This window comes from Paenibacillus sp. FSL R5-0766, from assembly GCF_037971845.1.
Taxonomy (GTDB): Bacteria; Bacillota; Bacilli; order Paenibacillales; family Paenibacillaceae; genus Paenibacillus.
On sequence record NZ_CP150227.1, the window covers coordinates 5,118,884 to 5,132,096 of the forward strand.

A 13,213-nucleotide genomic window follows, 5' to 3' on the forward strand; every position below is an offset into this window, starting at 1 on the left:
CTCTTTTCCTATACCAAAAAAAGCCGTATAGTGTACGACTTTTCGTTAAAAACGTCTATGACCATACTTCTTTTTATAACAACTTCATAATTCTGTCAATCGGGAAACTGTACATTGCCCGGTACGATATATGCACCGCCTGACCCATCATTAGGCAGAGCCGGGATCGTGTCATTCAATACCTGACCGCGAATATCGGTAATACGAACGTTTAGTTTTTCTTTGCCCAATCCGGTTCCGAGGAAATGATTATAGTCTTGCTTTTCAAGATTGAGCCACGTACCATCCTTCTGTTTCACTTCGAACTTCAGCACCGGATATTTGTGATTGCGAACCTGAATGGCTGCCCACCACTGACTGCTGCCTTCCTTGATCCGATAGGAGACGTTGCCTTGAATTGGAGCTTTGACCACTTTCCAGCTGATATCGATTTTACCTGCCTTTGGGTCACCGATCAGGTTAAAGGCATTCGGTGAGAGATCCAGCGCTCCACTGGCGCCTTCTGGATAGAGATCTGTTACATAGACGGTTGTTTTGCCTTTAGGACCCTGCACCTCGAGATAGGCTCCCGCTAAAGCGGCTTTGACACCGTTATAATTGAGTTGGAACGGATTAAGTGCAGTAATCTTCATGTCTGCCGGGATGGGATCAAGCAACACTGCACCTCCCGAGTAACCTGAGCCTGTATACGTCGCGTAACCCTGATATGTATCATTCCATGCAGCAGATGCAGGCAGAGCAAATAATACGAGACTGAGCAACATTCCTGTACCGGCCCATTTTAACCGTTGAAATCTACTTTTCTTGTTCATGAGCTATTCCTCCTCGTCATTCTACCTTCTGTTACACTGAAACATAAGTTGAACAAAAGAATATTTACACTTGCCACTCCGATGACAGAATAACCTTCCGATCACTGTTATCCCCAGATTTTTTGATTCAATATTGCAAAGGTGAAAATCTGTTGATAAAGGCGAACGCTCCACTTCTTCAAGTCTCTTCTGTCCTCTACGTTCTCGTGTAAAATATCTATTCAACTGCTAGATTTGAATATAACATTATTTTACATAATAACTGTTTATTTTCAATCCCTCTCAACTAAATCACATCTTTAGTCCTGCCCGTGGACTTGAACATTCACGACCACGCACAAGATATGGATACATACCATAATTTGGTGAAATAGGTATACTAACAAGGCTGTATTGGATGGGTTCCCAGTAATAAAAAAACGCCACACCCCGGAGTAATTTCTCTCTCCAAATGGTGTGACGCCTATTAAGCATTACGGTGAAAATTCCCTGGCTGCCCAGGGACAGCCGCACCGGCTCATCCTGTTTCCCTTCGTTTCATCCGCTTCCTTAGTCGCTCATACGATGCGTAAATCCGCGGAGATTCTTTGGTCAGGATCGGCCCCAGCACAGCCAGAATTAACACATACAACACGGCAAACGATTGGATGGATGCCATCAGCCCTCCGGCCTTGCCGATGTTTGCCATGATAATGGAGAATTCGCCCCGGGAGACCAGGGTAAAGCCCACATTCAACGAGGCCTTAGGGCTCATTCCAGCCAATCTGCCAGCAATCATACCTGCACCATAGTTACTGGCAATCGTCAGAATAACGGCAATAATCGTCATCCCAACAGCTCCGCCAAGTGAAGCCGGCTCGATGGTCAGGCCAAAACTGAAGAAGAAAATTGCACCAAAAAAATCTTTGAAAGGCATGATCTGATGTTCAATCCGACTCACATGTCTTGATTCGCCCAGCACAAGTCCCATCATCAACGCTCCAATAGCTTCCGCTACATGCAGTGTCTCCGAGAAACCAGCCACCAGGAAGAGCAGTGTCATGACGGTAAGCAGGAACAACTCTGATGACTTGATATTCAGTGCCTTATCAATATATTTGATGCTTTTCCTGCCAATAATCAGGAACAGCACAATAAACAGCAGGGCAGACAGCGATACCAGTAGAACACTTAAGAATGAAGTTGCCCCGCTGAGCACAAGCCCAGTCAGGATGGAGATATGAATCGCGATGAACAAGTCATCGAACATGATCATGCCCATGATAATCTCTGTTTCAGGGTTTGCCGTGCGTTTCAGATCAACCAGCACTTTAGCTACAATGGCTGTAGAAGAGCTGGTCATGATCCCGCAGACAACAAGTGTCTCCTGAAGGGGCAGATCCATGAACCACCCCAACAACAATCCAGAGACAAAATTCAGACCAACATAGAACATGCCCCCGGTCAGAATGGCTTTACCAGACTTTAATAAACGGGAGACCGAGAACTCCAAACCCAGATAAAATAACAAAAACAAAATGCCAAGCCTGCCCATAAATTCAATAAAGGTCGAACTTTCGATAAAACGTAAATCCACTATGCCGATCTGTGGTGCATGTGGTCCAACAGCCATACCAATCAGGATATAGAACGGAATGACCGAAAATCGTAATCGTGAAGATATCAGCCCAGTAAGTGTAATCAGCGCAACGGCAATTCCCACTTCGAATATGAGCATATCCATAGGCTAAGTCCGTCCATCAGTCAACAATTGTTTGAGATGTTTGATCTGATTCCGTTCACCGGCAACTACAATTGTAGCCCCAGCGGTAAAAGCATAATCCGGGCCTGGATTAAAATGCTTCTCCTTATCCTTGGTCACAACAGCGAGAATTACGGCGCCCGTAGCCTGACGGATATCCAGTTCACCAATCGTCATGCCTACGCTTGCGGCGTGGGGCTCAATCCGTAGCCATTCGATTAACAGCCCTTCAAGCATCACTTCACGCTCATCCTGAAACTTCGGTTTATAGGTCATACCACCAACGATGGCGGCTACTGCCCGGGCTTCATCATCGTCCAGGGTGACAAGTGATACCATATCGCCCACCTCTTCAGGCGTATCCCCTGACTCCATATGGAACAGGTCACGTCGCTCGTCGTTATGAATCACAATGACCAAGTGCTCACCACTACGGGTATGCAGCCAGTATTTACGCCCAATCCCTGGCAAGTCTGTCTCTTTAAAGTGCATGATCTGCACCCCCTAGGGCCGGCTCGTTCAAGGTTTCGCTCCTCAGCTCAATCCCCGTGATGCGGATTCTCATGGAACCTGATGGTGTATGAACAGACCTAACTTCCCCTACACTGCCAAGCAGTAATTGACTCCCTACTGGAGAGAGGAAGGAAATACGCCCCTCATCAGGATCGGTATCTTCTGGCATAACAATCATGAACGAATCTGACGTATGAAAATCGAGATATTCAAAATCAATATGACTGCCGATCAATACAGCCGAGTCCAGATCTTCATCCGGGCCCAGGAGCAGTTTTTCCACATACTCCGTATATGCCGACAGTTGTTTTTCCAACTGTATCCGCTCTGGATCGCGCACGTCGAAATAGGCGTCGAGAAATGTTCTTTTCTCTTCACCGAATGTAAATAGCTGGCTCACCAGCTTCTCTCTGCAATTATGGCGGGAAGTCCTATGGTTCATAGTAAATTTCACCCCCTATACAAGCCTTGTTCTCCATGTTGATTGGCATGTTTCTCTTCATCATCTTGTTTTCCTCCTTTATATTTTAAAAAGATCCCGGAATACGAGACCTTCTTACCATCTTACCAAAACTAATATTTTAATCCAGTATATTCGTCTAACTTGCTTTTTTATTATCATTTGTGGTCATATCTTCCATTTAATAACTTAATTCTTCACATCATATGGTAGATCCATAGAACATTTTAATTACTGCATAAAAAACATTTTATGAATTTTCATCTCGTATTTTTATTTGCTTTCCTGTATATTTAACTACAAACTTTTATTCAATTTATGCAAATAAGCCTCTACAGACTTTAACACAATAAAGGAGTGCATCGAAAAAGTGTCCACGATAACAAAAGAAACTACAGAGTCCGTTCAAGTTACTGCCGCAGAATATGTTCATTCCGTTTACGAGTCGGTTGTCGCCAGAAATCCGTACGAAGACGAGTTCCATCAGGCTGTCAAAGAAATTCTGGATTCCCTTATTCCTGTTATTGAAGCACACCCCAAGTATAAGAACCATAGTCTGTTGGAACAGCTTGTTGAACCCGAACGTGTAATCACATTCCGTGTCCCATGGGTAGATGATCAGGGCAAAGTTCAGGTTAACCGTGGATTCCGGGTGCAATTCAACAGTGCCATTGGCCCTTACAAAGGTGGACTTCGCTTCCATCCTTCTGTATACTCGGGCATCATCAAGTTCCTTGGCTTCGAACAGATCTTCAAAAATGCTTTGACCGGTCTGCCCATTGGCGGTGGTAAAGGTGGTTCTGACTTCGATCCCAAAGGAAAATCGGATCTGGAAGTCATGCGTTTCACGCAAAGCTTCATGACAGAGCTGTACAAATATATCGGTTCCGATACGGATGTACCGGCAGGTGACATTGGTGTAGGCGCACGGGAAATCGGTTACATGTTCGGCCAATACAAACGTATCCATGGCGGGCATGAGGCAGGCGTATTGACAGGAAAAGGTCTGCTGTACGGAGGAAGCTTGGCACGTAAGGAAGCTACTGGCTTCGGCTGTGTGTACTTCGTGAAGGAGATGTTGCAATCCAAGGGGCTCAGCTTCCAAGACAGCACAGTCGTTGTCTCTGGCTCTGGTAATGTGTCCATCTATGCCATTCAGAAGGCACAGGAGCTTGGAGCTACAGTCGTGGCGTGTAGTGACTCAGGTGGCTATATACACGATCCACAAGGCATCAACCTGGATACCGTGAAACGTCTGAAAGAGGTTGATCGTCTTCGCATCAGCGAATACATCAAAGAACACCCGCATGCTACATATACCGAAGGCTGTGAAGGCATCTGGTCCATCCCTTGTGATATTGCTCTTCCATGTGCGACGCAAAATGAGATCGATGAAGAAGCTGCGGCCCTTCTAATCAAAGGTGGCGTGAAGGCCATTGGCGAAGGCGCGAATATGCCTTCCACCCTGGCTGCCATTGACGTCTTCCACGGCGCAGGCGTGCTGTTCGGTCCAGCCAAAGCGGCTAATGCCGGCGGTGTAGCCGTGTCTGCTCTTGAAATGTCACAGAACAGCATGCGGTTGTCCTGGTCATTTGAAGAAGTAGACGCCAAGTTGCATGACATCATGAAGAACATCTACACCAGCTGTGTAGAAGCTGCTGAAGAGTATGGCTGTGAAGGCAACCTCGTAGCCGGAGCGAATATCGCCGGTTTCCTCAAGGTAGCTGATTCCATGATTGCTCAAGGTGTAGTTTAATACTAAATAGGAATGATATAGAATAACTTTAATCAGCAAGCGTCTCTCAGTAATCAACAGAGAAACGCTTGCTGATTTGTTGTATAAACGTTTCATCTCCAGAACAAGCTACCTTTAACGAAAAAAGATAATATTTGAATTAAAGGAGAATCACCATGGACTGGATATGGAAATCCATTTTGTTAGTACTCGTAGGTATGATTCTTCTACGAATTGCAGGGCGCAAATCAATCTCACAAATGAATGTCGCTACTACAGTCATCATGATCTCAATCGGTACAACCATTGTGCAACCTGTTGCAAATCATGAACTAGGAAAGGCAATTGGGTCAGCCACCGTTTTTATTGCAACACTGCTCTTGGTAGAGAGACTAAAGATTAAATTTAATCTGTTCGAACAGTTATTGAGCGGAAGCTCCAAAATCGTGGTAGAGAATGGTGAGATCAGCATCACTAATTTAAAAAAAATGCGTTACACCGTAGATCAGTTAGAAACCCAGTTACGACTAAATGGAATATCCAACCTGAGCGATCTGGAGATAGCAACATTGGAACCGAATGGCCAACTTGCCTATGCTCTAAAGCCGCACGCTCGTCCCGTCACCATGGGTGATTTGGAAAAACTGTTGGGAGGCACTCCCAATCTAACAAATACCAATTCGAATGATATCTTTCAGGAAGTAAGTACGGGCAGTCATACGTATCCTATCGATCCCGAGCTAGAATAACCCTGTGCGGATATACTGATCTGCTGACCTACCATGCATGATAATTCACGAGAAAACTGATTAGAATTGCTCTAATCGCAAGGCAATGGTACAGTGGTACTGACGTAATTACATCTATTTGTACTATTATAAGGAAGTGTTTACATTGTCTAACCAACCATTTGCCAGCACTGCGAGTCCTCATCTTAGCGCAGACTGTGAGCAATGTTTTGGCCTGTGCTGTGTTGCCTTGCCCTATGGCAAGTCATCTGACTTTGCTTTTGATAAAGCCAGCGGCACACCCTGTCCCAATCTGCGCACGGACAATCGCTGCGGTATCCATACTCAGCTTCGGCAGAAAGGGTTCAAAGGTTGCACGGTATATGACTGTTTCGGAGCTGGACAGAAGCTGTCCCAAGTGACCTACGCGGGCAAAGATTGGCGTGATCATCCAGAGTCTGCAAGCGAGATGTTCGATTGTCTGCCTGCCTTGCGACAACTTCACGAGTTGCTCAGTTATATGAAGGAAATGATGATGAGACCGGAGACGTCATCCCTTCACTCGGCATTTGGTGAGTTATATGAGGAGGTTGAGCGCTTGAGCAATCTGGAGCCTGCGGCTCTTCTCCGTCTGGACATCGCCAGTTATCGGTCCAGTGTGAATCAACTCTTGGTCCAGGCAAGTGAGATGGTACGCGCGAATGTGCCACCCACCGCTCATGGACAAGGGAAGTCGAAGAAGAGTAAAAAACGTACCGGAAGTGACTTTTTTGGTGCCAATTTAAAAGGGGCTGACCTGCGGGGCGCAAGCTTCCGAGGGGCTTTAATGATCGCAGCCGATCTCCGAAATGCAGATACACGAAATGCGGATTGGATTGGCGCAGACTTGCGGGATACGGATCTGGGCGATGCAGACCTGAGAGGTGGCATCTTCCTGACGCAATCCCAGATTAATGCAGCCAAAGGTAATGTGAATACCAAGTTGCCGGATCATCTTAACATTCCCTCACACTGGGTGTAGGATGCCTTTTCCACAAGAGCACGAGCAGGGATACAGGCAGGATTATACCTGCTAATTCATATGAATGTATGAATCGTGTACAGCAACAGCCAAAAAAAACAGCTCGTCCTGTACATCCAAGGACGAGCTGTTTGTTATACAAATCACTGGAACGAATCAGAATTATAACAAGTCGCGGCGAAGATCTTCAGCCGATTTCGGAGACAAGTGACCGAGCGGAATATCAAATACCGTTTTCGCTCCCTTATGTCCTTCCACGCTCAAGCGTTGTGCGGCTCTTGCATACGCTACAAGTACGCTTGCTGTAAATTCAGGATTGCTGTCGAGTTTCAGACCAAATTCAATAATTTGCTTTTGACCCGCACCCGTAACCCCACTGCGAATTACAAATCCACCATGCGGCATACCTTCATGCTCGGATTTCAATTCTTCTTCGCTAATGAACGTTACAGTTGTATCGTAATCTGCAAAGTAGTTAGGCATCGACACAATCGTCTCACGGATCTCATCCTGATTAGCACCATCTTCTGCTACCACATAACATTGACGCAGATGTTTCTCACGTGTAGACAACTCTGGTGTCTCCCCTGCACGAATGCGGTTGATCACCTCTTCAACAGGTACAGTATACTGTACACCCGCCTTAACGCCTGGAACACGACGAATAGCATCCGAGTGGCCTTGGCTCACACCTTTGCCCCAGAACGTGTACTCTTTTCCTTCTGGCAGGATGGACTGTGCAAGCAGACGGTTCATGGAGAACAAGCCTGGGTCCCAACCTGTGGAAATGACACTTACGTGACCGCCTTGCTCTGCCGCAGCATTAACTTCCTTGTAGAATTCAGGAATCTTCGCATGTGTATCGAAGCTATCTACCGTATTGAACAATTTGGCGATGGCTGGTGTCTGCTCTGGAAGGTCGGTTGCAGAACCACCACAGAGGATCATAACATCAATCTTGCCTATGTATTGCTCCGCTGCAGAGATATGCTCAAAACGTACTTCTGTGCTTTCAGCGACCATCTGCTCCGGATTACGACGTGTAAACACAGCAATCAGTTCCAGATCCTCGTTCTGGGAAATGGCTTTCTCTACACCTTTACCCAAGTTACCGTAACCAACAATACCCACTCTAATCATGTTCAATCCTCTCCTGTCTTCTTCTATAGTTGTCTATTACTCTGTTTATAATGATATAACATACCATGTAACCTGTCAGGTTTCCAGTTCGAAATAAAAATACCTTGCAGCGGTGCAGCAATAATGCGGCTCCGTATGCAAGGTATTATGGCGTTCATTCGTTATTTTAGGAAGGCAGAAAGCAGGAAAGAAAAATAGCCCCTTATCTTCTGCTTATGATTCTGTCCAGGTCAACGTCAGTTCAATGACGCCTTCCTGTCCCGCCAATGTTCCTCCAATCAAGGACCAGACATCCTGCGTTTCCGGATCGGTTCCCTGAATGATAATATTTTTGTCATCGATCGTCTGACCTGCATCCGTTAACTTTTTGGCGTTGAAGTAATCTTTATACAGCTGGGATACGGTTTTCATATCTTGTTCAGTGGAGAAAATCACCATGGCCGATTGCTTGCCTTCATTCTCACCAGAATTGGCTAAACGAATCGTTGCATCTTCCGGCAATGGGAAATCACTTGGCAAGTTCTCCGGCAACTCATTGGTTCCAGCAGCGGCTTCCTCACCACGATCTGAATCCGAGTCGGCTGGCGCAGTCGTACCCTCCGTCTCGATCACTTCACTTGTTGTTGCTTCGCTTGCACCTTCATTAGTCGCTTGTTCATTAGTTCCGGAGGAAACTTCGGTGTCCACCTTCTCCGTATCACTAGGTTCGTCTGCCGCGCTGCTGCAAGCACTCAAGGCCACCATCATCGCCAGTGCCGCACAGGCCAATACATATTTCCTTCTCTTCACCATCCGTTACCACTCCTTCATCTTCATTTTATGTGCTAATCTCGTTCAAACGGCTGGATCACAGGCACGGCATGAACGTTATTCTTAACCCATATCACAGATACAGATAATACACTTAAAGACAATAGACAACTGGCTACGAGAATGGACAAGAAGCGGGTGATTACTTTAAACTTTTTCATCCATCCCTCCTCCTCATCCTGTTCATCATGTGTTTGTGGGGTCATGTTACTCATAGGTCACTGGACAATGTCACTAATTTCATGATCTCGGCAGCGACAATATCCGGTTGACTGTTGTGGATGTAATGCTCGGCGTGAGGGACAATCTGCTGGGTTCCTTGTCTAGACCATGAAGCAAATTTCACTTGATCTGCCTGCCATGCCCGACTCCCCTCACTGGGTTGATCTGATCCGGCTGTCAGGATCGTCAGAGGAAAAGGAAACTCCTTTTTGTTCTCCAGCACACGTAATGCGTTGATCTTGGAATGACGAATCTCATCCATCACATTGTCATTGTATGCATGCTTCAGGGTAGCAATGGTGGCAGCCTTTTTCATCGGCGCAGAAACCAACTCCGGGTCAATGACCAGTGTTGCCATCATCTGATCCGAATGTAGCAATGTACGCGCAATGCCTGTTTTAACCAGGAATCGGACTGAAGTAAAATACCATTCGGGCGTATCCATTTCCACCGTACTGTAATACTCCGGGCTTCCGCCATCGATCATGACCATGCCAGCCACCTCATCAGGATACCTTTGCGCAAACCGCAGTGTCTCCAGCGCACCCAGAGAGTGACCGACCATGATGTAAGGTGGACGTTGACCGGATGTTCGCAGCAATTGGTGAATCTCTTCCGAGATGGTATCAACATCACGAGGTTCATCTGTATAGTCGCTGTATCCATACCCGAACCGATCATATACCGCAATTTTCACCTGTGATTTCAACTTGTCATATAGCGGACTGAAATCCACATATGGATTGGGTGTCCCCCAGCCTGAGGCAAACACCACGGTTACCTCTCCTTTGCCAGCGGTGTAGAGGTGCATGTTGCGACCACTCACTTCATAATACTTGCCTGGCGGGGGATAGGACTTCATATCCTGCGTGGATTGATACGCTTCATACGCTGTACCTGCCAGCAGCAAAAGTCCTGTGGCAAGCATGATGCCTCCCAGCACTTTTAACCCTCTCCGTAACCCCTTCTTCATCTTCTCTACCCCTTACCCCAAAGGTTCATCTATATATGTATGCTTCAATCGTACCCAAGAAATAGCGGGATTGAAACAATCCCGAGTCCAGTTCTTTCCCCAACCAAAGTCCAGTGCCCCTCCCCTACCTGTAACGCAAAAAAAACTGCAAATCTCCCATTCAGGAAACTTGCAGTTGATCTATACTTGTATTCTAAAACTCTTACCTCAATCTATCTCACGATGATCCTTACCTATAGTGTAACGTAAGACCCACCGGGCAATGATCACTGCCCATCACGTGGCAGTCGATATGCGCATCTGCCACCTTAGGTGCCAATTGATTGGATACGAGAAAATAATCAATGCGCCAGCCGACGTTCCGTTCTCTAACCTTTGGCATATAAGACCACCAGCTGTATACATCCGTACGATCCGGATACAGATGGCGGAAGCTGTCTACATACCCGGAAGCAAGCAAATCAGTCATCTTGCCACGCTCTTCAAGCGTAAATCCCGAGTTGCCCAGATTGGGCTTCGGATTCTTCAGGTCAATCTCCTGATGAGCCACATTCAGGTCACCACAGACGATAACCGGCTTGGTCTGCTCCAGTTGCAGAATGTACCCCCGGAATCGATCCTCCCATTCCAGACGGTAAGGCAGCCGGGTCAGATCCCGCTTTGCGTTAGGGGTATAAACGTTCACCAGATAAAACTCATCATACTCCAGTGTAATCATCCGGCCTTCCGGCTCGCTGTCCTCCTCCATCCCGTAACGGACAGATATAGGCTTGATTCGGCTAAATACAGCCGTACCGGAATATCCTTTTTTGATCGCATAATTCCAATATTGATAAACATCTTCCCCCAGGTCCATCTCAATCTGTCCAGCTTGCAATTTGGTCTCCTGAAGGCAGAAGATATCTGCCTGACTCTCCTGATAATAATCCATGAATCCTTTGGTAACACATGCCCTTAAACCATTCACATTCCAGGACACCAGCTTCATATCCTCATCTCCTCACATCTCTCCAATATAGCACGGGCCCATTCTGGGGGACAAGCCTTACGGATTTGGGATGAGATGGAGTCATTGGAATCCTGATGGGGCGAGCTTGCCTATATTTCGCTTCGTAACTTGGAGAACACCGCAAGATCAATATATCTGCCTTTCTCAAACTCATGCTGCCGCAGTACACCTTCCTGTTGAAAACCAAGCTTGTGTAATAGGCGAATTGACGCCTCGTTCTCCGGTTCAACCTTCGCTTCAATCTTGTTGAGCTGCATGCTTGTGTATCCAAAATGCAGCACAGTACGGGCCACTTCAGTCATAACACCGCGGCCCCAGAAAGAGGAACGCAAGTCGTATCCGATCTCTGCACGGTTATGTACATCTTCATAGTTCAGGAACCCACAGGTTCCGATCACTTTACGAGTTTCACGGTCTTCAATCATCCAGCGTAAACCCGTGTGTTCCTTGAAAATCTTCGTATACCAGTTCATCTCACCCTGTGCATCCTCCACGGATTCAAAGGGAGTGAATGGCATATATTGCACCACAGCTTCATCCGAATATAACTCCACCAGATCATGGCTGTCCTCAGCCTCTGCCGACCGGAGGATGAATCGTTCTGTCTGAATTAACGGAAATAGATCAAACCTAAATTGCTCACTCATGCGAGGTCTCCTTTGCAACATTCATTATATAAATCATTTTACTATTAATATGTTCTATTAACATCTCTCTCTTCTCTATAAGATGTTCTATTGACTATTAAAAGTAGGGAGACTACATTATGCTTTAGAAGACTAACATTGGAAATAGACTAGGAGGCGGAACCATGACCACACCATCATATGACGTTATTATCGTTGGAGCCGGCTCCATGGGTATGAGTGCTGGGTATTATCTATCGCGCAGTGGATGCAAAACTTTATTAATTGATGCCTTTGACCCTCCGCATACGGAAGGAAGTCATCACGGGGATAGCAGACTGATGCGCCATGTGTACAGTGGTGGGCCTGACTATATTGCCATGGCATTACTTGCACAGAAGTTATGGCACGAGCTGGAGGAAACGACCGGAGACCAACTGTTTGTTCCTTCCGGTGTAATAAATGTGGTTGATCCAGAGATTCATTCCTTCCACAACCGATTGAGCCATGCAGATGATGCAGGTATTCGGTATGAAACGTTGCACGCAGCCGAGGTGATGAAACGCTGGCCAGGTATTACAATACCTGAACATTACGAGGGCATGTATGAGCCTGATGCGGGTTATCTGTATAGTGAACCCTGTATTCGTGCCTTCCGCAAAGCAGCCGAGACTCACGGTGCCACCTTGTTAACGCACACGCTTGTGGAGCATATCGAATACGGACCACATTCCGTTGCAGTTCAGACTTCAGGTGGTGAGACATACCATGCCAACCAAATCATCCTGAGCGCTGGCGCCTGGTTTCAGACATTAAAACCTTTCGTGGATCTCCCGATCCAGGCAGTGCGTAAAACGGTTGGATGGTTTGATGCACCACAAGCTTTGTACGGCGAGGCACACTTCCCCGGTTTTACACTGGCGGGAAAAGAAGGTACATATTATGGATTTCCAAGCATTGGCGGATCAGGTCTGAAGATGGGTCGTCATGATACGGGTCAGGTGTGGACACCAGGAAGTACAATGGCTCCATTTGGTACGGAAGAAACGGACGAGGGGGATCTGCGCAGGCTGCTCGAACTTCATATGCCTCAGGCAGCAGGAGAATTGAAACGTGGTAGTGTGTGCAAGTATGAATTCACTTCGGATGAAGATTTTATTATCGACCGACACCCTGCCCATGAACGTGTGTGGCTCGCAGGCGGTTTCTCCGGTCATGGCTTCAAGTTTGCAAGTGCCATTGGGCAGATTCTATCCGACTTGGTGCAAACAGGGCACACGGATCAGGATATTAGCAGGTTCGCCTTATCCCGTTTTCGTTAAGTGATGAACATATGTATATCTAAAATAGCTACTTTCCTTGAGGGTGCAGTGTTGCTTAGAGCACTGCACCTCCAAGAAAGTAGGACATATAATAACGTTTA

General features: G+C 46.6%; 14 protein-coding genes. 4 read left to right on the forward strand and 10 right to left on the reverse strand.

What is annotated here, in order from left to right; genetic code table 11:
• Positions 1-95: 95 nt before the first annotated feature.
• The 4 genes from MKY66_RS22130 to MKY66_RS22145 form a co-directional block, all read right to left on the reverse strand.
• Complete coding sequence (locus tag MKY66_RS22130) at positions 96-812, reverse strand: expansin EXLX1 family cellulose-binding protein (protein WP_036668609.1); 717 nt, start codon at positions 810-812, stop codon at positions 96-98.
• Positions 813-1,329: 517 nt separating this feature from the next.
• The gene (locus MKY66_RS22135; protein ID WP_076216431.1) at positions 1,330-2,535 is read right to left on the reverse strand and encodes a cation:proton antiporter; all 1,206 of its coding nucleotides are present in this window, start codon (positions 2,533-2,535) and stop codon (positions 1,330-1,332) included.
• Between the two features lie 3 nt (positions 2,536-2,538).
• Complete coding sequence (locus tag MKY66_RS22140; protein ID WP_036617317.1) at positions 2,539-3,045, reverse strand: cation:proton antiporter regulatory subunit; 507 nt, start codon at positions 3,043-3,045, stop codon at positions 2,539-2,541.
• A complete protein-coding gene (locus tag MKY66_RS22145) occupies positions 3,035-3,508 on the reverse strand; it encodes a GreA/GreB family elongation factor (protein WP_076216429.1) in 474 nt (157 codons plus the stop codon). Before MKY66_RS22145 ends, MKY66_RS22140 begins: the two co-directional genes overlap by 11 nt.
• A 388-nt stretch (positions 3,509-3,896) precedes the next feature.
• Between MKY66_RS22145 and gdhA the strand changes: the two genes are divergently transcribed.
• The 3 genes from gdhA to MKY66_RS22160 all read left to right on the forward strand — a co-directional run bounded on the left by gdhA (position 3,897) and on the right by MKY66_RS22160 (position 7,010).
• Complete coding sequence (gdhA, locus tag MKY66_RS22150; protein WP_179088586.1) at positions 3,897-5,282, forward strand: NADP-specific glutamate dehydrogenase; 1,386 nt, start codon at positions 3,897-3,899, stop codon at positions 5,280-5,282.
• 155 nt (positions 5,283-5,437) lie between these two features.
• Positions 5,438-6,010, forward strand: a complete 573-nt coding sequence (locus MKY66_RS22155) for a DUF421 domain-containing protein (protein ID WP_076216427.1) — start codon at positions 5,438-5,440, stop codon at positions 6,008-6,010.
• Between the two features lie 145 nt (positions 6,011-6,155).
• Positions 6,156-7,010 (forward strand): pentapeptide repeat-containing protein, encoded by an 855-nt coding sequence (locus tag MKY66_RS22160; protein WP_076216425.1) that lies wholly within the window; start codon positions 6,156-6,158, stop codon positions 7,008-7,010.
• A gap of 162 nt (positions 7,011-7,172) precedes the next feature.
• Here MKY66_RS22160 and MKY66_RS22165 read toward each other — a convergent pair whose 3' ends face one another.
• The 6 genes from MKY66_RS22165 to MKY66_RS22190 form a co-directional block, all read right to left on the reverse strand.
• Positions 7,173-8,156, reverse strand: a complete 984-nt coding sequence (locus MKY66_RS22165; RefSeq protein WP_074096058.1) for a diaminopimelate dehydrogenase — start codon at positions 8,154-8,156, stop codon at positions 7,173-7,175.
• Between the two features lie 207 nt (positions 8,157-8,363).
• Positions 8,364-8,942: a hypothetical protein gene (locus MKY66_RS22170; protein ID WP_076216423.1), complete on the reverse strand. Its 579-nt coding sequence runs from the start codon at positions 8,940-8,942 to the stop codon at positions 8,364-8,366.
• A gap of 32 nt (positions 8,943-8,974) precedes the next feature.
• The gene (locus tag MKY66_RS22175) at positions 8,975-9,121 is read right to left on the reverse strand and encodes a hypothetical protein (RefSeq protein WP_017687030.1); all 147 of its coding nucleotides are present in this window, start codon (positions 9,119-9,121) and stop codon (positions 8,975-8,977) included.
• 50 nt (positions 9,122-9,171) lie between these two features.
• Complete coding sequence (locus tag MKY66_RS22180; protein WP_076216421.1) at positions 9,172-10,155, reverse strand: alpha/beta hydrolase; 984 nt, start codon at positions 10,153-10,155, stop codon at positions 9,172-9,174.
• Between the two features lie 229 nt (positions 10,156-10,384).
• Positions 10,385-11,143, reverse strand: a complete 759-nt coding sequence (locus tag MKY66_RS22185; RefSeq protein ID WP_076216419.1) for an exodeoxyribonuclease III — start codon at positions 11,141-11,143, stop codon at positions 10,385-10,387.
• Positions 11,144-11,253: 110 nt separating this feature from the next.
• Positions 11,254-11,811, reverse strand: coding sequence for a GNAT family protein (locus MKY66_RS22190; protein WP_076216417.1), 558 nt, complete (start codon positions 11,809-11,811; stop codon positions 11,254-11,256).
• Between the two features lie 164 nt (positions 11,812-11,975).
• Here MKY66_RS22190 and solA point away from each other — a divergent pair, with 164 nt between their 5' ends.
• The gene (gene solA, locus MKY66_RS22195) at positions 11,976-13,112 is read left to right on the forward strand and encodes an N-methyl-L-tryptophan oxidase (RefSeq protein WP_076216415.1); all 1,137 of its coding nucleotides are present in this window, start codon (positions 11,976-11,978) and stop codon (positions 13,110-13,112) included.
• Positions 13,113-13,213: the final 101 nt, after the last annotated feature.

What these genes read in the sequence shown, in the direction of transcription:
- MKY66_RS22170 (WP_076216423.1), bottom strand. Translation starts at nt 8,942, where the DNA reads ATGGTGAAGAGAAGGAAATATGTATTGGCCTGTGCGGCACTGGCGATG.
- MKY66_RS22175 (WP_017687030.1), bottom strand. Translation starts at nt 9,121, where the DNA reads ATGAAAAAGTTTAAAGTAATCACCCGCTTCTTGTCCATTCTCGTAGCC.
- MKY66_RS22180 (WP_076216421.1), bottom strand. Translation starts at nt 10,155, where the DNA reads ATGAAGAAGGGGTTACGGAGAGGGTTAAAAGTGCTGGGAGGCATCATG.
- solA (WP_076216415.1), top strand. Translation starts at nt 11,976, where the DNA reads ATGACCACACCATCATATGACGTTATTATCGTTGGAGCCGGCTCCATG.
- MKY66_RS22190 (WP_076216417.1), bottom strand. Translation starts at nt 11,811, where the DNA reads ATGAGTGAGCAATTTAGGTTTGATCTATTTCCGTTAATTCAGACAGAA.
- MKY66_RS22130 (WP_036668609.1), bottom strand. Translation starts at nt 812, where the DNA reads ATGAACAAGAAAAGTAGATTTCAACGGTTAAAATGGGCCGGTACAGGA.
- MKY66_RS22155 (WP_076216427.1), top strand. Translation starts at nt 5,438, where the DNA reads ATGGACTGGATATGGAAATCCATTTTGTTAGTACTCGTAGGTATGATT.
- MKY66_RS22185 (WP_076216419.1), bottom strand. Translation starts at nt 11,143, where the DNA reads ATGAAGCTGGTGTCCTGGAATGTGAATGGTTTAAGGGCATGTGTTACC.
- MKY66_RS22140 (WP_036617317.1), bottom strand. Translation starts at nt 3,045, where the DNA reads ATGCACTTTAAAGAGACAGACTTGCCAGGGATTGGGCGTAAATACTGG.
- MKY66_RS22135 (WP_076216431.1), bottom strand. Translation starts at nt 2,535, where the DNA reads ATGGATATGCTCATATTCGAAGTGGGAATTGCCGTTGCGCTGATTACA.
- MKY66_RS22145 (WP_076216429.1), bottom strand. Translation starts at nt 3,508, where the DNA reads ATGAACCATAGGACTTCCCGCCATAATTGCAGAGAGAAGCTGGTGAGC.